The sequence below is a fragment of the Streptomyces sp. NPDC088725 genome (assembly GCF_044751305.1).
Lineage (GTDB): Bacteria > Actinomycetota > Actinomycetes > Streptomycetales > Streptomycetaceae > Streptomyces.
In genome coordinates this window covers 44,434-64,253 of the sequence record NZ_JBIVLO010000013.1, presented here as the reverse complement: position 1 = coordinate 64,253, position 19,820 = coordinate 44,434, and the positions used below count along the sequence as shown (strand labels likewise).

Annotated in this window: 20 protein-coding genes; 1 reads left to right on the top strand and 19 read right to left on the bottom strand. The window is 68.6% G+C overall.

Translation table 11 applies throughout. From position 1 onward, the window contains the following. Positions 1-204: 204 nt before the first annotated feature. Positions 205-777, top strand: coding sequence for a cob(I)yrinic acid a,c-diamide adenosyltransferase (locus tag ACIP6N_RS26895; protein WP_401819705.1), 573 nt, complete (start codon positions 205-207; stop codon positions 775-777). Positions 778-872: 95 nt separating this feature from the next. Here the strand turns inward: ACIP6N_RS26895 and ACIP6N_RS26890 are convergent, their stop codons facing one another. From ACIP6N_RS26890 to rho, 19 genes are all read right to left on the bottom strand, one after another. After that, the gene (locus ACIP6N_RS26890; RefSeq protein WP_401819702.1) at positions 873-1,319 is read right to left on the bottom strand and encodes a DUF2550 domain-containing protein; all 447 of its coding nucleotides are present in this window, start codon (positions 1,317-1,319) and stop codon (positions 873-875) included. Between the two features lie 151 nt (positions 1,320-1,470). Further along, positions 1,471-1,845: a F0F1 ATP synthase subunit epsilon gene (locus ACIP6N_RS26885; protein WP_401819701.1), complete on the bottom strand. Its 375-nt coding sequence runs from the start codon at positions 1,843-1,845 to the stop codon at positions 1,471-1,473. A gap of 120 nt (positions 1,846-1,965) precedes the next feature. After that, positions 1,966-3,420, bottom strand: a complete 1,455-nt coding sequence (gene atpD / locus ACIP6N_RS26880) for a F0F1 ATP synthase subunit beta (RefSeq protein ID WP_401819698.1) — start codon at positions 3,418-3,420, stop codon at positions 1,966-1,968. Then, positions 3,420-4,337 (bottom strand): F0F1 ATP synthase subunit gamma, encoded by a 918-nt coding sequence (locus ACIP6N_RS26875; RefSeq protein ID WP_401819696.1) that lies wholly within the window; start codon positions 4,335-4,337, stop codon positions 3,420-3,422. Before ACIP6N_RS26875 ends, atpD begins: the two co-directional genes overlap by 1 nt. Before the next feature lie 20 nt (positions 4,338-4,357). Continuing rightward, positions 4,358-5,953 (bottom strand): F0F1 ATP synthase subunit alpha, encoded by a 1,596-nt coding sequence (atpA, locus tag ACIP6N_RS26870; protein WP_401819693.1) that lies wholly within the window; start codon positions 5,951-5,953, stop codon positions 4,358-4,360. Between the two features lie 189 nt (positions 5,954-6,142). Beyond that, complete coding sequence (locus ACIP6N_RS26865) at positions 6,143-6,958, bottom strand: F0F1 ATP synthase subunit delta (RefSeq protein WP_401819692.1); 816 nt, start codon at positions 6,956-6,958, stop codon at positions 6,143-6,145. Then, the gene (locus ACIP6N_RS26860; RefSeq protein ID WP_401819690.1) at positions 6,955-7,509 is read right to left on the bottom strand and encodes a F0F1 ATP synthase subunit B; all 555 of its coding nucleotides are present in this window, start codon (positions 7,507-7,509) and stop codon (positions 6,955-6,957) included. The genes ACIP6N_RS26865 and ACIP6N_RS26860 overlap by 4 nt, the downstream gene beginning before the upstream one ends. 41 nt (positions 7,510-7,550) lie before the next feature. Next, positions 7,551-7,790: a F0F1 ATP synthase subunit C gene (locus ACIP6N_RS26855; protein WP_401819688.1), complete on the bottom strand. Its 240-nt coding sequence runs from the start codon at positions 7,788-7,790 to the stop codon at positions 7,551-7,553. Positions 7,791-7,870: 80 nt separating this feature from the next. Continuing rightward, positions 7,871-8,692 (bottom strand): F0F1 ATP synthase subunit A, encoded by an 822-nt coding sequence (atpB, locus tag ACIP6N_RS26850; RefSeq protein ID WP_401819686.1) that lies wholly within the window; start codon positions 8,690-8,692, stop codon positions 7,871-7,873. A gap of 228 nt (positions 8,693-8,920) precedes the next feature. After that, a complete protein-coding gene (locus tag ACIP6N_RS26845) occupies positions 8,921-9,358 on the bottom strand; it encodes a hypothetical protein (RefSeq protein ID WP_401819683.1) in 438 nt (145 codons plus the stop codon). 283 nt (positions 9,359-9,641) lie between these two features. Further along, positions 9,642-10,970: an MraY family glycosyltransferase gene (locus tag ACIP6N_RS26840; protein WP_401819680.1), complete on the bottom strand. Its 1,329-nt coding sequence runs from the start codon at positions 10,968-10,970 to the stop codon at positions 9,642-9,644. A 144-nt stretch (positions 10,971-11,114) separates the two neighbouring features. After that, complete coding sequence (glyA, locus tag ACIP6N_RS26835) at positions 11,115-12,395, bottom strand: serine hydroxymethyltransferase (RefSeq protein ID WP_401819678.1); 1,281 nt, start codon at positions 12,393-12,395, stop codon at positions 11,115-11,117. 92 nt (positions 12,396-12,487) lie between these two features. Next, positions 12,488-13,138, bottom strand: coding sequence for a protein-tyrosine-phosphatase (locus ACIP6N_RS26830; RefSeq protein ID WP_401819676.1), 651 nt, complete (start codon positions 13,136-13,138; stop codon positions 12,488-12,490). Beyond that, positions 13,135-13,782, bottom strand: coding sequence for an L-threonylcarbamoyladenylate synthase (locus tag ACIP6N_RS26825; protein ID WP_401819674.1), 648 nt, complete (start codon positions 13,780-13,782; stop codon positions 13,135-13,137). The genes ACIP6N_RS26830 and ACIP6N_RS26825 overlap by 4 nt, the downstream gene beginning before the upstream one ends. Before the next feature lie 116 nt (positions 13,783-13,898). Further along, entirely contained in the window at positions 13,899-14,738 is an 840-nt protein-coding gene (gene prmC, locus ACIP6N_RS26820) for a peptide chain release factor N(5)-glutamine methyltransferase (RefSeq protein ID WP_401819904.1), read from the bottom strand. Between the two features lie 107 nt (positions 14,739-14,845). After that, complete coding sequence (gene prfA, locus ACIP6N_RS26815) at positions 14,846-15,925, bottom strand: peptide chain release factor 1 (RefSeq protein WP_401819671.1); 1,080 nt, start codon at positions 15,923-15,925, stop codon at positions 14,846-14,848. Positions 15,926-16,025: 100 nt separating this feature from the next. Continuing rightward, positions 16,026-16,247: a 50S ribosomal protein L31 gene (gene rpmE, locus ACIP6N_RS26810; protein WP_161309761.1), complete on the bottom strand. Its 222-nt coding sequence runs from the start codon at positions 16,245-16,247 to the stop codon at positions 16,026-16,028. A 288-nt stretch (positions 16,248-16,535) separates the two neighbouring features. Further along, positions 16,536-17,639: an LCP family protein gene (locus ACIP6N_RS26805; RefSeq protein WP_401819670.1), complete on the bottom strand. Its 1,104-nt coding sequence runs from the start codon at positions 17,637-17,639 to the stop codon at positions 16,536-16,538. 114 nt (positions 17,640-17,753) lie between these two features. Continuing rightward, the gene (rho, locus tag ACIP6N_RS26800) at positions 17,754-19,790 is read right to left on the bottom strand and encodes a transcription termination factor Rho (protein ID WP_401819668.1); all 2,037 of its coding nucleotides are present in this window, start codon (positions 19,788-19,790) and stop codon (positions 17,754-17,756) included. Between the last annotated feature and the right edge of the window lie 30 nt (positions 19,791-19,820).

Below are 19,820 nucleotides of genomic sequence, written 5' to 3'. Positions count from 1 at the left end.
CCGGCACGCCTTCGGAGCCGTCCGCCGGGTGAAGACTTCACCGTATCGGCACGGGAGTCTCCTCCCGGAGCGGGTTCCAAAGGTGCCGGGAGATTCTGCCCGGCGGCCCGGAGACGGGGGCCGGAGACGGGATCTGAGGGCCCGTGAGCCCGAACGGCACCGGCGGACTACGCCGGCGGTCCTGCGCCTCATTAGGCTGACCCCATGGTCAATCTGACGCGCATCTACACCCGCACCGGCGACAAGGGCACCACGGCGCTCGGCGACATGAGCCGTACCGCCAAGACCGATCTGCGGATCGCCGCGTACGCCGATGCCAATGAGGCCAACGCGTGCATCGGTTCGGCGATCGCTCTGGGGCAGTTGCCCGGGGTGGTGGTGAAGGTTCTCGTCCGTGTGCAGAACGATCTGTTCGACGTGGGCGCCGACCTGTGCAACCCGGTCGTGGAGAACCCGGAGTACCCGCCGCTGCGGGTCGAGCAGCCGTACATCGACAAGCTGGAGACGGACTGCGACTTCTTCCTGGATCAGGTCGAGAAGCTGCGCAGCTTCATCCTCCCCGGAGGTACCCCGGGGGCCGCGCTGCTGCACCAGGCGTGCACCGTCGTACGCCGTGCCGAGCGTTCGACGTGGGCCGCGTTCGAGGCGCACGGCGAGACCATGAACCCGCTGACGGCGACCTACCTGAACCGTCTCTCCGACCTGCTGTTCATCCTGGCAAGGGTGGCGAACAAGGAGGTCGGGGACGTCCTGTGGGTGCCGGGCGGCGAGCGCTGAGAGGGCGTCGGACGAGGGACGGCAGGGCAGCACGAAGGGGGCGGCGCACGTGGCGCCGCCCCCTTCGTCAGCTCTCGGGCCGGAACTCCCGCGCCTCAGGCCACGTTGACCCGCTGTCCCGGCGGCGCGGCCTCCAGCCAGGCGAGGAATCCGGTGAGGGCGTCGTCGGTCATCGCGAACTCCAGACGGACCCCGCGGTGTACGCACATGAGGACGACGGCATCGGAGAGCAGCGCCATCTCCTCCTCGCCCTCCGGAGCGCGCCGGGTGACCACCTCGATCGCCGAGCGCTCCAGCGTGCGGCGTGGGCGCGGGGCGTACGAGAAGACGCGGAACCAGTTGAGGCGGTCGCCGTTGTAGCGGGCGACGCCGTACACCCAGCCCTTCCCGGAGAGGTCACGTTCCTCCGGCAGGTCCCAGCGCAGGCTGGCGTCGAAGGTCCCGCCCGAGCGCTGGATCAGCCGCCGGCGCAGACCGAAGACGAAGAGCCCCACCGCGATCAGGACGACGATCAGTCCGCAGACAAGCAGAGCGAGGATCATCAGCACCCACCTCCTCGCCTCATCCAATACCACGGAACGAACGGGCCCCGACGGAACGCACGTGTCCCGACGCCTGCATCGCCTCAGCCGCGACCCGGTCCGGAGAGTCCGGAACGAGCCGCGGCTGAGGGTAAATCTGTGGTGTCCGGGGTCAGTGCCCCGACACCGCGCGCATACGGACATCGGCGCGTCGCTCGGCGACAGCGTCCTCGTCCGACTTCGCACGCTCCAGCGCACGCTCGGCGCGCTGGGCGTCGATCTCGTCCGCCAGCTCCGCGACCTCTGCCAGCAGCGACAGCTTGTCGTCCGCGAACGAGATGAAACCGCCGTGCACGGCGGCGACGACCGTGCCGCCGTCGCTCGTGCGGATGGTCACAGGGCCCGACTCCAGCACACCGAGAAGCGGCTGGTGACCGGGCATGACGCCGATGTCGCCCGATGTGGTGCGCGCGACGACCAGAGTGGCCTCGCCTGACCAGACACTACGGTCGGCGGCGACCAGCTCGACATGCAGCTCAGCAGCCATGGGTGGCTCCTCGGGTCACCACCCGGCTGTTCGGCCGGGTGTTGGGCTAATTCTATGGGGTGGCCTGAGGTGCGTCGGAGGGGGGCAGGCTGACCTGCCCCCTCCGCGCACCGACCGGGGTCAGGAAACGCCGAGTTCCTTGGCGTTGGCCTTGAGGTCGTCGATGCCACCGCACATGAAGAACGCCTGCTCGGGGAAGTGGTCGTACTCCCCGTCACAGATCGCGTTGAACGCGGCGATCGACTCGTCCAGCGGTACGTCCGAACCGTCCACACCGGTGAACTGCTTGGCGGCGTGGGTGTTCTGCGACAGGAAGCGCTCCACGCGACGGGCACGGAAGACGGTGAGCTTGTCTTCCTCACCCAGCTCGTCGATACCGAGGATGGAGATGATGTCCTGCAGGTCCTTGTACTTCTGCAGGATCCCCTTCACGCGGGAAGCCGTGTCGTAGTGGTCCTGCGAGATGTAGCGCGGGTCCAGGATGCGGGACGTCGAGTCCAGCGGGTCGACCGCCGGGTAGATGCCCTTCTCCGAGATCGGGCGCGACAGCACGGTCGTCGCGTCGAGGTGCGCGAAGGTCGTGGCAGGGGCCGGGTCGGTCAGGTCGTCCGCGGGAACGTAGATCGCCTGCATCGAGGTGATCGAGTGACCGCGGGTCGAGGTGATGCGCTCCTGGAGCACACCCATCTCGTCCGCCAGGGTCGGCTGGTAACCCACCGCGGACGGCATACGGCCGAGCAGCGTGGAGACCTCGGAACCGGCCTGGGTGAAGCGGAAGATGTTGTCGATGAAGAGCAGCACGTCCTGCTTCTGCACATCGCGGAAGTACTCCGCCATGGTCAGCGCCGAGAGCGCGACCCGCAGACGGGTGCCCGGCGGCTCGTCCATCTGGCCGAAGACCAGCGCGGTCTTCTCCAGGACGCCCGACTCGGCCATCTCGTCGATGAGGTCGTTGCCCTCACGGGTGCGCTCGCCGACACCGGCGAACACGGAAACACCATCGTGCAGGTTGGCCACACGCATGATCATTTCCTGGATGAGGACGGTCTTGCCGACGCCCGCACCCCCGAACAGACCGATCTTGCCGCCCTTGACGTACGGGGTCAGCAGGTCGACGACCTTCAGGCCGGTCTCGAACATCTCGGTCTTGGACTCGAGCTGGTCGAAGGCCGGGGCCTTGCGGTGGATCGGCCAGCGCTCCGTGATCTGGGACTCGGCCTCCGGCTCGTTCAGGATCCGGCCGAGGGTGTTGAACACCTTGCCCTTGGTCACGTCACCGACGGGGACCAGGATGCCGGCCCCGGTGTCGGTCACCGCGGCCTGGCGGACCAGACCGTCGGTGGGCTCCATCGAGACCGCGCGGACCAGGCCTTCGCCGAGGTGCTGCGCAACCTCGAGGGTCAGCGTCTTCTTCTTGCCCGCGTCCGTCGGGTCCATGACCTCGACGTGCAGGGCGTTGTAGATCTCCGGCATGGCGTCGACGGGGAACTCCACGTCGACGACCGGGCCGATGACCCGGGCGACGCGGCCCGTGACCGTGCTTCCCGGGTTGGCCGCCTCAACAGTGGTCGTCATTAATTTTCACTCCCCGCGGACGCGTCGGCCAGAGCGCTGGCGCCACCGACGATCTCGCTGATTTCCTGGGTGATTTCGGCCTGGCGGGCCGCGTTGGCAGACCGGGAGAGGCTCTTGATGAGATCCCCGGCGTTGTCGGTCGCCGACTTCATCGCGCGGCGGGTGGCCGCGTGCTTGGAAGCAGCGGCCTGGAGCAGCGCGTTGTAGATACGGCTCTCGACGTAGCGCGGCAGCAGGGCGTCGAGGACGTCCTCAGCCGACGGCTCGAAGTCGAACAGCGGAAGGATCTCGCCCTTGCCGTCGGCCTCTTCTGCCGCCTCGTCGAGCTTGAGAGGCAGCAGCCGGTTCTGGACCGGTGTCTGCGTCATCATCGAGATGAACTCGGTGAAGACGATGTGGAGTTCGTCCACGCCGCCCTCGGCCGTGTCCCGCTGGACCGCCTCGATCAGCGGGGCCGCGACCGTCTTGGCATCCGCGTACGTCGGGTTGTCGGTGAAGCCGCCCCACGATTCCACGACCTTGCGCTCGCGGAATCCGTAGTACGAGACACCCTTGCGGCCGACGATGTACGTGTCGACCTCCTTGCCCTCACCACGGAGCCGCTCGGTGAGCCGGTCCGCCGCCTTGATGGCGTTCGACGAGTAGCCGCCGGCCAGACCGCGGTCGCTCGTGATGAGCAGCACCGCGGCGCGGGTCGGGGACTCGGCTTCGGTGGTCAGCGCGTGCTTGGTCGTCGAACCGGTCGCGACCGCGGTGACCGCGCGGGTCAGCTCGGACGCGTACGGGGTCGACGCCTTGACCGCGCGCTGGGCCTTGACGATGCGCGAGGCGGCGATCATCTCCATCGCCTTGGTGATCTTCTTGGTCGCGGTGACGGATTTGATGCGACGCTTGTAGACCCGGAGCTGGGCTCCCATGAGTCAGGTCCCTTCCGTCGTCACTTGGAGACGTTGACGGCCGGCGCGTCCTCGCCCAGAAGCTTGCCGTCCGAGGTCTCGAACTGCTTCTTGAAGGCGCTGATGGCGTCCGCGATGGACTGCAGCGTGTCGTCGGACATCTTGGCGCCCTCGGCGATGCTGGTCAGGAGGTCCTTGCGCTCGCGGCGCAGGTAGTCCAGCAGCTCGCTCTCGAAGCGGCGGATGTCGGCGACCGGAACGTCGTCCATCTTGCCGGTCGTGCCGGCCCAGACCGAGACAACCTGCTCCTCGACCGGGAACGGCGCGTACTGCGGCTGCTTCAGCAGCTCGACCAGACGCTGACCGCGCTCCAGGGACGCCTTGGAGGCCGCGTCCAGGTCGGAACCGAAGGACGCGAACGCCTCCAGCTCACGGTACTGGGCGAGGTCCACACGCAGACGGCCGGAGACCTGCCGCATGGCCTTGTGCTGGGCGGAACCACCGACACGGGAGACCGAGATACCGACGTTCAGCGCGGGGCGCTGGTCGGCGTTGAACAGGTCGGACTCCAGGAAGCACTGACCGTCGGTGATGGAGATGACGTTGGTCGGGATGAACGCCGACACGTCGTTCGCCTTGGTCTCGACGATCGGCAGACCCGTCATCGAACCGGCGCCCATCTCGTCGGAGAGCTTGGCGCAGCGCTCCAGCAGACGCGAGTGCAGGTAGAAGACGTCACCGGGGTACGCCTCACGGCCCGGCGGACGGCGCAGCAGCAGGGACACGGCGCGGTAGGCGTCGGCCTGCTTCGACAGGTCGTCGAAGACGATCAGGACGTGCTTGCCCTGGTACATCCAGTGCTGGCCGATGGCGGAACCGGTGTACGGCGCCAGGTACTTGAAGCCGGCCGGGTCGGACGCCGGGGCGGCGACGATCGTCGTGTACTCGAGCGCGCCCGCCTCCTCCAGCGCACCGCGTACGGACGCGATGGTGGAGCCCTTCTGGCCGATGGCGACGTAGATGCAGCGCACCTGCTTGTTCACGTCACCGCTGCGCCAGTTGTCACGCTGGTTGATGATCGTGTCGACGGCAAGAGCGGTCTTGCCGGTCTGACGGTCGCCGATGATCAGCTGACGCTGGCCGCGGCCGATCGGGACCATCGAGTCGACAGCCTTGTAGCCGGTCTGCATCGGCTCGTGCACGGACTTGCGCGCCATGACACCAGGAGCCTGCAGCTCAAGGGCACGGCGGTCTTCGGTCTCGATCTCGCCGAGGCCGTCGATCGGGTTGCCGAGCGGGTCGACGACGCGACCCAGGTAGCCCTCGCCTACGGCGACGGACAGGACTTCGCCGGTACGGGTGACCGGCTGTCCTTCCTCGACACCGCTGAATTCACCGAGGACGATCGCACCGATCTCGCGCTCCTCGAGGTTGAGGGCGAGACCGAGCGTGCCGTCCTCGAACTTCAGCAGCTCGTTCGCCATGGCCGAGGGAAGACCCTCGATCTTGGCGATACCGTCGCCGGCCACGCTGACCGTACCGACCTCCTCGCGCGAGGCCGCGTCCGGCTTGTACGACTGGACAAAGTTCTCCAGCGCATCCCGGATCTCCTCCGGCCGGATCGTGAGCTCCGCCATCTGGGTTCCCTGCTCTCCTTGTTGGGCCCGAAGTTTCTTGGGGGGTCTGACTTCTTAGGGTCTGGGGGCGACCCCCAGGAATCTTCCGCAATTTCTGCACGGCCCAACCGGGCCGCTGGTCTTGCCTGTGCTGTTCTGTTGACGGTCGCGGCACCTGTGCGCGGCCGCGACCGTCGGCTGCTGCTGCCGTCAGCCGGCCAGCCGCCGTGCCGCCTCTTCGAGCCGGTCGGCGATCGTGCCGTCGATGACCTCTTCGCCGATCCGCACCGAGATCCCGCCGAGGACCTCGGGGTCCACTTCGAGGTTCAGGTGCATCGTGTGGCCGTAAAGCCTCGCGAGCGCGGCGCCGAGACGCTGCTTCTGTACATCGGTGAGCGGCACCGCCGAGGTGACGGTGGCCACCACACGGTCCCGGCGCGCCGCGGCGAGCCTGGACAAGGTGTCGAGCCCTGCTTCAAGGCTACGTCCACGGGGCTGCGTGACGAGACGCACGACAAGACGTTCCGTGACCGGGTTGGCACGCCCGCCGAGCAGGCGGGCCAGCAGCGCGCCCTTCGCGGTGGCCGTGGCCGACCTGTCGGTCAGCGCCGCTCGCAGAGCGACGTCCGACTCGACGATGCGGCCGAAGCGGAACAGCTCGTCCTCGACGTCGTCGAGGGCGCCCGCGCGCTCAGCCGCGGTCAGGTCAGCGGTGGCGGAAAGCTCCTCCACCGAGTCGACCAGGTCGCGCGGCTGCGACCAGCGGGAACGGACCATGCCGGTGACCAGGTCGACGGTGGAACCGCCCACCTGGCCGTTCAGCAGCCGTCCCGCCAGCTCGGCCTTGCCCGAGCCTTCTTGCGCCGGGTCGGTGAGGACCCGACGCAATGACACCTCGCGCTGAAGCAGCGCCGTGACAGCGGCCAGCTCTTCCGCGAGCTTCGCCGCGTCGACCGACGTGTTGTCGGTCAGCGCGTCCATGCGCTCGCGTGCCTCGGCCAGTGCGATGCGGCTCGCGCCGTTCATCGCGTGGCCTCGGCGGTCGACGCGCCGTCCTCGAGTCCATCGAGGAAGCGATCGATGGTGCGGCTCTGCCGGGCGTGGTCCTCGAGGGACTCGCCGACGAGCTTGCCGGCCAGATCGGTGGCGAGCTTGCCCACGTCCTGGCGCAGCGCCGCGGACGCGGACTTGCGGTCCGCCTCGATCTGGGTGTGGCCGGCGGCGATGATCTCGTCGCGCTGCCGCTGGCCTTCCGCCCTCATCTCCTGGATGATCGCGGCGCCCTGCTCGGTGGCCTCCTGGCGCAGCCGCGCGGCTTCGTGACGGGCTTCGGCGAGCTGGGCCTTGTATTGCTCCAGGACGCTCTCGGCCTCGGCCTTGGCCGCGTCCGCCTTCTCCATGCCGCCCACGATGGCCTCGTGACGCTCGTCCAGAACCTTGTTGATGTTCGGGAGGAGCTTCTTGGCGAGGAAACCGAAGACAATGACAAAGGCGAGCAGGCCGACGACAAGCTCGGGAATCGGCGGAATAAGCGGGTTTTCCGCGCTCTCGGCCGCGAGCTGAACCAGAGGGTTCACATCAGTGCCTTTCGTCTAGTGGACTGGTCGCGGATCAGAGATCACTTGCCGTAGACGAACGGCATAACGAGACCGATGAGGGCGAGCGCCTCACAGAAGGCGAAGCCGAGGATCTGGTTGGCGCGGATCAGACCGGCAGCCTCGGGCTGACGAGCGAGGGCCTGGGTACCGTTACCGAAGATGATGCCGACGCCGACGCCGGGACCGATGGCCGCGAGGCCGTAACCGATGGAGGCGACGGAACCGTGGACGCCGGCGGCGGCGGCAAGAGTCTGCGACATGCCAGTTCTTCCTTTGCTTTCACGGACCGGTGGGGGTTGGCCACCGGACGACTATTGGGTGGGGTGGGGTGCGCGCGCGATCAGTGGCTCTTGGCGAGCGCGCCCTGGATGTAGGTGCACGTCAGCAGCACGAAGACGTACGCCTGAAGGGCCTGGATGAACAGCTCGAACGCGGTCATCACAAGGACCATCACGAACGACACACCGGCGTAGGCGATCCCGATGCCATTCAGCAAGTACCAGCTGGCGATCGTGAAGAGCAGCAGCAGCGTGTGACCCGCGAACATGTTCGCGAAGAGTCGCACGGCGTGGGTGAAGGGGCGGACCAGCAGGTTCGAGAAGAACTCGATGAGCATCGCCAGCGGGAGAACCGGGCCGAGCGACTTGTCGTAGCCGGTGATGTTCTTGAACGCACCGACGAAGCCGTGACGCTTGAAGGTCAGCGACACCCACACGATGTAGACGATGATCGCCAATACTGCCGGGTAGGCGATGATCGCCGTGACCGGGAACTGGGCGACCGGGATGATCGACCAGAGGTTCATCATCCAGACGAAGAAGAACAGCGAGACGACGAGCGGTACGTACTTCTCGCCCTCGGCCTTGCCGATCGTCTCGTGGACGATACCGCGCCGGATGAAGTCGTAGCCGGCCTCGGCCACCATCTGGAGCTTGCCCGGGACGACCTTCGGCTTGCGGAAGGCGGCCCAGAAAAAGCCCACGATGATGACGGAGCCCAGCAGCGCCAGCAGCATCGGCTTGTTGAAATACAAGTTGCTGTCCCCGTTGCCCGCAATGGGCTCGAACAGGAACGAATGCAGGCCGGGTGCCGGGAAGCCACACCCCTCAAAGATGTGACAGTCGGTCTCGAAGGCGAGCACCTGCGTCGGGTCAGCACTCACCGCGGGCTCCTTCAACATGGCGCATAGGTACGGCAACCTCGTTGTGTCGGCGCGGCGCGCAGCCGCGGTTCGGCACTGGACTGGTGTTACGGATGTGGTGGCGGCGGCCGGGCTTCGAGCCTCGCGTCGTGAGAACAGGCGTCAGCTCGGATGCCCGCGCCCGCAATGCCGCAGTTGGCACCGGACGATAGCAGGACGACGAGAGTCCGCTTATCCCGGCCCTACCCCTCACGCCGAGGTCCCCGTCTTCTGGGGCTTTTCGCCCTTCGAGGACTCGGGTTCAACGTAAAGGATCTTGGCTTTCATGTACGAACGGGCCTGAGCCGCGATCCACACCACCGTCGCGACAACCAGTGTGATGGCAAAGGCCTTCGGGTTGAACAAGGTGGTGTCCTTGAACACCGCAACGAAGACGAACAGCAGCAACAGCTGGGTCGTGTACAGCATCAGACCCATGGCCTGGAACAAGTGCGGAAGAGACTTGGCGGTCCGTTCGAGAACCACGAGACCGATACCCATGAAGACCATCACCACCAGCGTGCCGACGGCGGCTCCGAGTACCCCCTTGCCGCCTGCGAGCACACCGCTGACCACAGCGGCGACAACACCGGCGGCAGCTGTGGGCACGGCGGTGTTGAGGAGGTTCCGGACGTCGTTGGACGGCATGTCGGCAGCTCCGCTGCTTAGGGGTCGGTCGTGGGGTGGAACGGTTCGTCAAGGACGAGCGTAGGCCCGGTCCGAGTCATACATTCTCGGGCCAACGGGCCGTCGTACAACGGCCCTTCGGCTCTGTCGCCGGGTCTCGTGAACGATATCACAAACTATTTGATGAGGTCTTTACTCTATTAGTGTGCTGACCGTCACACATGAGAGTGACCCCGCGCGTGTGTGCAAGACAGAGTACCCGGATGTCTGATATTGCCCTCCAACGCCCTGTATCGTCCGTGCGTCAGCGCGACGAGCCGGTTTTCCAGCGATCGGGAAGACGCGAACGAGCGCCCATCGCGGTCGCGCCGTTGACGCCCGCAGGAACGGGCGTGCGATCCTCGGCCATCTCCGGCGCCTCATAGGCGAGTTCGGCCGTCTCTCCGTCCTGCACCGCGGGACGGCGCCTGCGGCGGTAGCGCGGCGGTACGAACGCCTCGGCCCACCGCGGCGCGCGCGGCTTGAAGCGCGGCAGGAGCAGCAGCCCGAGGCCCACGGCGCTCAGCGCGACGATGAGCAGCAGGATCCACATGGACGCCGAGTGCACGGAGTAGAGGACCACACCGAAGGCGATCAGCGCCGACCAGAAGTACATGATCAGCACGGCGCGCGTCTTCGAGTGCCCGATCTCCAGCAGCCGGTGGTGCAGGTGACCGCGGTCGGCGGCGAACGGCGACTGGCCGTTCCACGTACGGCGCACGATCGCGAGCACCAGGTCGGCGAACGGGATCGCGATGATCGTCAGCGGCAGCAGCAGCGGGATGAAGACCGGCAGCGCCGCGTGCGTGGCCTCACGGGTACCGCCCTCGAAGATCTTCAGGGCGTCGGGGTCGACCTGCCCCGTGACCGAGATCGCACCCGAGGAGAGCACCAGGCCGAGCAGCATCGAGCCGGAGTCGCCCATGAAGATTCTCGCCGGGGCCATGTTGTGCGGCAGGAAGCCCAGGCACATGCCCATCAGGATGGCGGCGAAGAGCGTCGCGGGAGCGGCCGCCTCGACGCCGTACCCGTACCAGATCCGGTAGGCGTACAGGAAGAACGCCGCGGCGGCGATGCAGACCATGCCGGCGGCGAGGCCGTCCAGGCCGTCCACGAAGTTGACCGCGTTGATCGTGACGACGACCAGCGCGACGGTGAGCAGCGTGCCCTGCCAGTCGGTCAGCGAGACCGTGCCGACGCCCGGGACCGGGATCCACAGGATCGTCAGACCCTGCATGACCATGACGCCCGCGGCGATCATCTGGGCGCCGAGCTTCACCAGGGCGTCGAGTTCGAACTTGTCGTCAAGGACGCCGACCAACCAGATCAGGGCGGCTCCGGAGAGCAACGCCCTTGGCTCGTTGGAGAGTTCGAAGACCCCGTTGAGGTTCTGCAGATTGTCCGCGACGAGCAGACCGGCGCACAGACCGAAGAACATGGCGATACCGCCGAGTCTCGGTGTCACTTCTCGGTGCACGTCGCGCGCGCGGATCGCCGTCATCGCTCCGGCCGCGATGGCGAATTTGCGCACCGGGCCGGTCAGCAAATAGGTCACCGCAGCCGTTACACAGAGCGTCAGCAGATAATCACGCACAGGCTGCCCCACAGGAATCGCTGGCCATCTCAGCCCCACACCCTAGCCGTCACCGGAAGTGTCTTCGGATACCGCGTCTCCCTGAGGAGGGACGACCGGCCTGCGGAGATGGTTGCATGTCTTTCCGCCGCCGCGAATTTCCGCTCAGGAATGCGCCGCAAAGGGCGGGAAGCGCCCCGTGAGTTCCCGCACCTGGGCGCGTATCCCGCTGGCTTCCCTGCCGTCGTCGCGCAATGCGGCGCCGAACAGCCCCGCGATCTGCGCCATGTCCGCCTGCCGCATGCCCTGGGTGGTCACGGCGGCGGTACCGAGACGGATCCCTCGACGATCACCGTACGGCAGTCCGCACGTGTCCATGACCATCCCGGCGGCCGCGAGACGTCCGCGGGCCGCCCTGCCGTCCAGTCCGAGGGGTGCGGGGTCGGCGGTGATCAGATGGGTGTCGGTGCCGTCCGTGATGATCCGTAGGCCTTCCGCCTCCAGCGCACCGGCCAGCACGCGTGCGTTGTCGACGACGCGGTGGGCGTACACGGCGAACGCCGGGGCCGCGGCCTCGCCGAAGGCGACGGCCTTGGCGGCGATCGCGTTCATCTGCGCGCCGGCCTGGGTGAAGGGGAACACGGCCCGGTCGACTCGCTCGGCGTACTCCTCACCGCACAGGATCATCCCGCCGCGCGGGCCGCGCAGCACCTTGTGGGTCGTCGCGCACACGAGGTCGGCGTACGGCACGGGGCTGGGCGCCGCTCCCCCGGCGACGAGCCCGATGGGGTGGGCCGCGTCGGCGATGAGATACGCGCCGACCTCGTCAGCGATGTCGCGGAACTCGGCGTAGTCGATGTGCCGGGGGTACGAGATCGAGCCGCAGACGATCGCCTTGGGCCGGTGCGCGCGGGCCAGCGCGCGGACCCGCGCGTAGTCGATGAGGCCGGTCTCCGGGTCGACGCCGTACCCGACGAAGTCGAACCAGCGGCCCGAGAAGTTCGCCGGGGAGCCGTGGGTGAGGTGGCCGCCGTACGCCAGCCCCAGGGCCAGCACGGTGTCCCCGGGACGCAGCAGGGCCGCGTAGGCGGCGAGGACGGCGGAGGACCCGGAGTGCGGCTGTACGTTGGCGTGCTCGGCGCCGAACAGCGCCGTGGCCCGCGCCACGGCGATCCGCTCGGCGGCGTCCGCCTGCTCGCAGCCGCCGTGGTGGCGGGCGCTCGGGTAGCCCTCGGCGTATTTGTTGGCGAGCGGGGAGCCCAGGGCCGCGAGAACGGCGGGTGAGGTGAAGTTCTCGGCGGCGATGAGCTGAAGGCTGTCGGACTGCCTGCGCAGCTCTCCGCCGATCACCTCGGCCAGTTCGGGATCCTGCCGGCGCAGGAGGCCGAGTTCCTGCGCGAAGAGGGCGTGGGGTGCGGCTGAAGCTGCCTCTGCGGTGACCGGCATCTCTGGCTCCGGGGCCTCGGAAGGGTTTCTCTGCCATCCAATCTAGGACGGTCGCAGGACGGCTGCCTGATGGTCGCGGGGAACTCGTTCGCTCAGCGTGCGGCGGGGACGCCGGTCAGGGCCGTGACGACCGGGTCGAGGGCCGTGTTGATCTCGTCGCCGATGGACCGGAAGAACGTGATGGGGGCGCCGTACGGGTCGTAGACCTCGTCGGCCTCCACCGTCGGGGCCAGCAGCCAGCCGCGCAGCGCGGCGGCGGCGCGGACCAGCGCGCGGGCGCGTTCGACCACGCCCTCGTCCAGCGGATCGGGCAGCGTGGCCGGGTCTATGGCGCGTACCAGCCGGGTGAACTCCTTGAGGGTGAAGGTGCGCAGGCCCGCGGAGTGGCCCATGGAGATCACCTGGGCGCGGTGGTCGCGGGTCGCGGTGAGGACGAGGTCGGCCCGGATGACGTGCTCGTCGAGCAGTTCGCGTCCGACGAACCCGGAGGCGTCCGCGCCGAAGTCGGCGAGGACCGCTTCGGCGTTGGCCTCCATCGAGGCGCCTTCGTGGCCCCAGGTGCCCGCGCTCTCCACGATCAGCCCGCCCGTCAGCGCCTCACCGAGGCGCGCGGTCAGGGCATGACGGTTCAGCCGCTCGGTGATGGGCGAGCGGCAGACGTTGCCCGTACTGACGTGGAGGATGCGGAACGTACTGCTGTGCTGTGCGGTCTCCGCTATGCCACGCCCCTCAGGGGCGGTCAATTGGCCACCTCGAGGTCGGGTACCACCTTGCGGAGCTCCTCCGCGTCGAGGGCGCCGGCACGCAGCAGTACCGGCACCTTGCCGGTGACGTCGACGATCGACGACGGCACGATCCCGGGAGTGGGGCCGCCGTCCAGGTACACGGAGACGGAGTCCCCCAGCATTTCCTGGGCGGCGTCGCAGTCCTCGGGTGACGGGTGTCCCGTGAGGTTGGCGCTGGAGACGGCCATCGGGCCGACCTCGGTCAGCAGCTCGATGGCGACGGGGTGCAGCGGCATCCGGACGGCCACGGTGCCGCGGGTGTCGCCGAGGTCCCACTGGAGGGACGGCTGGTGCTTGGCGACGAGGGTGAGGGCGCCGGGCCAGAACGCGTCGACCAGCTCCCAGGCCTGCTCGGAGAAGTCCGTGACCAGGCCGTGGAGGGTGTTCGGCGAGCCGATGAGGACAGGGGTGGGCATATTGCGCCCGCGGCCCTTGGCGTCCAGCAGATCGGCGACGGCCTCGGAGCTGAAGGCGTCCGCGCCGATGCCGTAGACGGTGTCGGTGGGCAGCACGACCAGCTCACCGCGGCGCACGGCCGACGCGGCCTCGCGCAGACCCGTCGTACGGTCGGTCGCGTCGTTGCAGTCGTATCGCCTGGCCATTTAGAGGCCCTCCCTCTTTTTTTGTGCGCTCTTCCGCGCGTTCTGTGCGCTGTGCGCGCTGCACGCGCATGCGCCGCGTGCGCTCCGGCGCGCGCGGAACACCGTGGTCTGCCCGCTCATGGCATGGCCTTGCGGGCCGTCGCGAACCGCGGACGCTTGTTCAGGTCCGGGTGGTCGGCCGCGTCGGCCCAGCCGGACTCCTCGCTGAAGATCCACGGGACCTGGCCGCCCTGGGTGTCCGCGTGCTCGATCACCACGAGGCCCCCGGGCCGCAGCAGCCGGTGGGCGGTGCGCTCGATGCCGCGGATCGTGTCGAGGCCGTCCTCGCCCGAGAAGAGAGACATCTGCGGGTCGTGGTCACGGGCCTCGGGCGCGACGTACTCCCACTCGGTGAGCGGGATGTACGGAGGATTGGAGATGACCAGGTCGACCTGTCCGTCGAGGTCGGGAAGGGCCGTCAGGGCGTCCCCCTGGTGCACGACGACCCTGGACCCCTCGGCGTTCTTCCGCGTCCAGCTGAGGGCGTCCTCGGACAGCTCCACGGCGTGTACGCGCGAGCGCGGCACCTCCTGCGCCATGGCGAGCGCGATGGCGCCGGAGCCGGAGCAGAGGTCCACGATGAGCGGTTCCACGACGTCCATGGCCCGTACGGCGTCTATGGCCCAGCCGACGACCGACTCGGTCTCCGGGCGCGGTACGAAGACGCCGGGCCCGACCTGGAGTTCCAGGTAGCGGAAGAAGGCGCGTCCGGTGATGTGCTGGAGCGGTTCGCGGGCCTCGCGGCGCGCGATCGTCTCCCAGTAGCGGGCGTCGAAGTCACTGTCCTTGACGTTGTGCAGCTCTCCCCGCTTGACGCCGTGTACGTAGGCGGCAAGCTCCTCCGCGTCGAAGCGGGGTGAGGGCACACCCGCGTCAGCCAGCCGCTGGGTGGCCTGGGCCACCTCGGCGAGCAGCAGACTGCGGGGGGCGGGCCCGCGGCGGAGCCGCTGAGGGTCGCTGGGCCCCCCAGAATGTGGCTGCACGCTGGTTCCTCCGGACTGCGTTTAAGTGAATGACTGGCGGCTTACTGGGCGGCGGCGAGCTTCGCCGCGGAATCGGCGTCGACACACGCCTGGATGACCGTGTCCAGCTCGCCGTCGAGCACCTGGTCCAAGTTGTACGCCTTGAAACCGACACGGTGGTCCGAGATACGGTTTTCCGGGAAGTTGTACGTGCGGATCTTCTCCGAGCGGTCGACCGTACGGACCTGGCTGCGCCTGACGTCGGAGGCGTTCTTCTCCGCCTCCTCCTGGGCGGCGGCGAGAAGCCGCGAACGCAGGATACGCATGGCCTGCTCCTTGTTCTGGAGCTGGCTCTTCTCGTTCTGGCAGGAGGCGACCACGCCGGTCGGCACATGCGTGATGCGCACGGCCGAGTCGGTGGTGTTCACGGACTGCCCGCCGGGCCCCGAGGAGCGGTAGACGTCGATGCGCAGGTCGTTCGGGTTGATCTCGACGTCGATCTCCTCGGCCTCCGGCGTCACCAGGACACCCGCGGCGGAGGTGTGGATACGGCCCTGGGACTCGGTCGCGGGCACGCGCTGCACCCGGTGCACGCCGCCCTCGTACTTCAGCCGCGCCCAGACGCCCTGTCCGGGCTCCGTCGCGCCGTTGCCGCCCTTGGTCTTCACCGCGACCTGGACGTCCTTGTAGCCGCCCAGCTCGGACTCGGTGGCGTCGATGATCTCGGCCTTCCAGCCGACGCGCTCCGCGTAGCGCAGGTACATGCGCAGCAGGTCCCCGGCGAAGAGCGCGGACTCGTCGCCGCCCGCGCCCGCCTTGACCTCCAGGATGACGTCCTTGTCGTCGTTGGGGTCACGCGGGACGAGCAGCAGGCGCAGCCGCTCCGTGAGCCCTTCGCGCTGCTTCTCCAGAGCCTTGGCCTCGGTGGCGAAATCGGGGTCGTCGGCCGCGAACTCGCGGGCCGTGACGATGTCCTCACCGGTCTGCTTCCAGGAGCGGTACGTGCCGACGATCGGGGTCAGCTCGGCGTAGCGCTTGTTGAGCTTGCGTGCGTTCGCCTGGTCCGCGTGGACCGACGGGTCGGCGAGCTTGCGTTCCAGATCGGCGTGCTCGCCGATCAGTTCCTCGACCGCCTCGAACATCGGGTGCTCCTGGGTTTTTCGTACGAAGGTGCTTCGGGACGCCAAAGCGCCGGTCCCGGCGCCCCGCTGAGGGGCGCCGGAAACCGGCGCACATGACTCGCTACTTCTTGGCTGCGGCAGCCTTGCCGAAGCGGGCCTCGAAGCGGGCCACACGGCCACCGGTGTCGAGGATCTTCTGCTTGCCCGTGTAGAACGGGTGGCACTCGGAGCACAGGTCGGCACGGATCGTGCCGGACTCGATGGTGCTCCGGGTGGTGAACGACGCACCGCAGGTGCAGCTGACCTGGGTCTCGACGTACGTGGGGTGGATGTCGCGCTTCAAGGTGACTCCTAGAGGAAACTTCCCCGCCGGGCGGGGAAGGCGCCGGGTCGCACGCGCGGATTGCTCGTACGTGAACCGGGGCCAGCGGACCAGTCTGCCAGGATCGGCCGTAACTCCCAAAACGGGGGTGTGCCGGGAAGTATTCCGCAGCCCGGCGGCCGTGAGCCGCGCCGGGCCGGCCGCGCGGCCCCTGTCCGGGCCTGACGGGCCTGGCCGGGCTCGACGGGCCCCTGAGGGTACGCCGGCGGGCCTGAAGGCGGGCTGACGGCAGGGGGCGGGGTTACGGGCTCAGCCGCTCTTGACCACGTCGCCCGCGTCGCCCTGGTCGCCCGCCGAGTGCCTGGTGGCGGACGCGGGGATCGGCCTGTCCTGCCTGAGCGCCTTCCAGACCTGCCGGGACGCCTTGCGCATCGGCAGGACGCGGTTCGGATCGGCGGGGTCGTACCGGACCGGGAGCGTGATCATCTTGACGTCGCCCGCGGAGAGGTTCTTGAGGCCGCCGGCGAAGCCGATCAGCTCGTTGATCGAATCGAGCTGCGAGTCCGGGGTGATCGTCTGCGTGGCGGTGTCGGCCAGGTCGTACAGCTTCTTCGGGCTGCTGAACACGCCGACGCTCCTGACCTGCTTGATCAGCGCCCTCATGAAGGCCTGCTGCAGCTCGATCCGGCCCAGGTCGCTGCCGTCGCCGATGGTCTCGCGGGTCCGTACGAGGCCGAGGGCCTGCTCGCCGCGGAGGGTGTGCGTGCCCTTCGGGAGCGTCAGGTGGCTCTTCGGGTCCCTGATCGGTTTGAGAGTGGTGATCTTCACGCCGCCCAGCTCGTTCACGAGCTTCTTGAAGCCGGTGAAATCGACCTCGATGTAGTGGTCCATGCGGATGCCGGACATCTTCTCCACGGTCTTCACCGCGCAGGCGGGCCCGCCGACCTCGTAGGCGCTGTTGAACATCGCCTCGGCCATGGCCGGCGCCGCCTTCTTGCCCGGGAGCGCGGCGCACCGGGGGCGCGCGACGAGCGTGTCGCGCGGTACGGACACGACGCTCGCCTTCTTGTGGCCCGGGTAGACGTGGAGGACCATCGCCGTGTCGGAGCGGGCGCCCCGGTTCCCGCCGTACTCCGCGTTGGCCCCGGCCCGCGAGTCCGAGCCGAGGACGAGGATGTCCTGCGAGCCGTTCTCGACGTTGCGCGGCCGTTCGGTGCCCAGCTGGGCGTTGATGTCGACGCCGTTGATGTTGCCGTTGAGCTTGAAGTACAGGACCGTCAGACCGCCTCCGACGACGACCACGAGGCCCACGAGGGACCACACGACGACCTTGATCACGCGGCGGCGCCGGCTCGGCGTCTCGCGGTTCCCACCGCTGCCACGTGGGCGTCTGATGCCGCTGTCGTCGGTCATGGTCTCCCTCGGTGAAATATCTCGAAGGTTCCCACAGCACGCCCGGTTCCGCGCGCGCAAAACCGCCCCGGCGCGCGGTGGCGCCGGGGCGGCTCTGTACGGCGTCAGTCGGGGTCAGTCGTTGCCGTTGCTGTTGCCGTTGCCGGGCGTCGTCTTCTGGATCTGGAGCAGGAACTCCGCGTTCGACTTCGTCTGCTTCATTTTGTCCAGCAGCAGCTCGATCGACGACTGCTGGTCGAGCGCGTGCAGCACCCGGCGCAGCTTCCAGACGACGGCCAGCTCATCGCTGGCGAGCAGGATCTCTTCCTTACGGGTGGAGGACGCGTCCACGTCGACCGCCGGGAAGATGCGCTTGTCCGAGAGCTTCCGGTCGAGCCGCAGCTCCATGTTGCCGGTGCCCTTGAACTCCTCGAAGATCACCTCGTCCATGCGCGAGCCGGTCTCGACGAGCGCGGTGGCCAGGATGGTCAGCGAGCCGCCGTCCTCGATGTTGCGCGCGGCACCGAAGAAGCGCTTCGGCGGGTAGAGCGCGGTCGAGTCGACACCACCGGACAGGATGCGGCCGGAGGCGGGCGCCGCGAGGTTGTACGCACGGCCCAGACGCGTGATGGAGTCGAGCAGCACGACCACGTCGTGACCCAGCTCCACGAGACGCTTGGCGCGCTCGATGGCCAGCTCGGCGACGGTGGTGTGGTCCTCGGCGGGGCGGTCGAAGGTCGAGGAGATGACCTCACCCTTCACCGACCGCTGCATGTCGGTGACTTCCTCGGGACGCTCGTCCACGAGGACGACCATCAGGTGGCACTCGGGGCTGTTGACCGTGATGGCGTTGGCGATCGCCTGGAGGATCATGGTCTTGCCGGTCTTCGGCGGGGCCACGATCAGACCGCGCTGGCCCTTGCCGATCGGTGCGACGAGGTCGATGATTCGGGTCGTCAGCACGCCCGGGTCGGTCTCCAGACGGAGCCTGTCCTGCGGGTAGAGCGGCGTCAGCTTCTGGAACTCCGGGCGGCCGCGGCCTGATTCGGCCCCCATGCCGTTCGCGGAGTCGAGCCGTACCAGCGCGTTGAACTTCTCGCGGCGCTCGCCGTCCTTGGGCTGGCGCACGGCGCCGGTGACGTGATCGCCCTTGCGCAGGCCGTTCTTGCGGACCTGAGCCAGCGACACATACACGTCGTTGGGGCCCGGCAGGTAGCCCGAGGTCCTGATGAACGCGTAGTTGTCGAGGATGTCGAGGATGCCGGCGACGGGGATCAGCACGTCGTCATCGGCGACCTGCGGCTGGTCGGGGCCGAAGTCCTCACGGCCACGACGGCCGCGGCGGTCGCGGTAGCGCCCGCGACGGCCGCGGCGGCCGCCCGCCTCGTCGTCGAAGTCGTCCTGCGGGCCGTTGTTGTTCTGGTTCTGGCCGCCGCCGCGATTGTCGCGCTCGGGGCGGTTGTTGTCGCGCTGCTGGCGCTGACCGCCGCCCTGCTGGTCGTCGCCCTTGCCGCGGCGGTCGCGCTGCCGGTCGCGGCGGTCGCCGCGGTCACGGTCGCCGCGCTGGCCGCGGTCCTGGCGGCTCTGCCTGCCGTCCGCGTCTGCGGTCTGGGTGGACGCGGAGACGGCGGCCTCGGCCCTGGCGTCGGGCTGCGCCTCCACCTTGACGTCGCCCTGCTGCTCGGTCCTGGCGTCGGCCCTGGTGTCGGGGCTGCCCGCCTGCGCGGTGGCCCTGCGGCGACGGCGCTCGCCCGCGGGCTGGTCGTCGCTGTCCGGCTGGCCGGGGATGTCGATCTGCTGCTGGGCCACGGCCTTGTCGGCCTTCTCCGCGGCAGCGGCGGGCGCGTCACCCGTACGGCTCTTGGAGGTCGCGCGGCGCTTCGGCTTGCTCTCGGTGTCGGCGCCGGCCGCGTCGGAGGCCTTGGACGCGGCCGGGGAACCGGCCTGCGTCTCCTTGATGACCTCGATCAGCTGGCTCTTGCGCATCCGCGCGGTGCCCCTGATGCCGAGGCCGGACGCGACCTGCTGCAACTCGGCCAGAACCATGCCCTCGAGGCCGGTGCCGGAGCGGCGGCGCCGTGCGGTGGTGCCAGTGGCAGCACCTTCGGCGGGCGCGGTGGTGTCGACGGTGTTGTCGGCAGTCACGCCCATCAGATCGGTGGTGTCGCTCACGAAGGGTCCTTCCCTGGAGCGGACGTCGGC

What these genes read in the sequence shown, in the direction of transcription:
- ACIP6N_RS26895 (WP_401819705.1), top strand. Translation starts at nt 205, where the DNA reads ATGGTCAATCTGACGCGCATCTACACCCGCACCGGCGACAAGGGCACC.
- ACIP6N_RS26890 (WP_401819702.1), bottom strand. Translation starts at nt 1,319, where the DNA reads ATGATCCTCGCTCTGCTTGTCTGCGGACTGATCGTCGTCCTGATCGCG.
- ACIP6N_RS26885 (WP_401819701.1), bottom strand. Translation starts at nt 1,845, where the DNA reads ATGGCTGCTGAGCTGCATGTCGAGCTGGTCGCCGCCGACCGTAGTGTC.
- atpD (WP_401819698.1), bottom strand. Translation starts at nt 3,420, where the DNA reads ATGACGACCACTGTTGAGGCGGCCAACCCGGGAAGCACGGTCACGGGC.
- ACIP6N_RS26875 (WP_401819696.1), bottom strand. Translation starts at nt 4,337, where the DNA reads ATGGGAGCCCAGCTCCGGGTCTACAAGCGTCGCATCAAATCCGTCACC.
- atpA (WP_401819693.1), bottom strand. Translation starts at nt 5,953, where the DNA reads ATGGCGGAGCTCACGATCCGGCCGGAGGAGATCCGGGATGCGCTGGAG.
- ACIP6N_RS26865 (WP_401819692.1), bottom strand. Translation starts at nt 6,958, where the DNA reads ATGAACGGCGCGAGCCGCATCGCACTGGCCGAGGCACGCGAGCGCATG.
- ACIP6N_RS26855 (WP_401819688.1), bottom strand. Translation starts at nt 7,790, where the DNA reads ATGTCGCAGACTCTTGCCGCCGCCGCCGGCGTCCACGGTTCCGTCGCC.
- ACIP6N_RS26845 (WP_401819683.1), bottom strand. Translation starts at nt 9,358, where the DNA reads ATGCCGTCCAACGACGTCCGGAACCTCCTCAACACCGCCGTGCCCACA.
- glyA (WP_401819678.1), bottom strand. Translation starts at nt 12,395, where the DNA reads ATGCCGGTCACCGCAGAGGCAGCTTCAGCCGCACCCCACGCCCTCTTC.
- ACIP6N_RS26825 (WP_401819674.1), bottom strand. Translation starts at nt 13,782, where the DNA reads ATGGCCAGGCGATACGACTGCAACGACGCGACCGACCGTACGACGGGT.
- prfA (WP_401819671.1), bottom strand. Translation starts at nt 15,925, where the DNA reads ATGTTCGAGGCGGTCGAGGAACTGATCGGCGAGCACGCCGATCTGGAA.
- ACIP6N_RS26805 (WP_401819670.1), bottom strand. Translation starts at nt 17,639, where the DNA reads ATGACCGACGACAGCGGCATCAGACGCCCACGTGGCAGCGGTGGGAAC.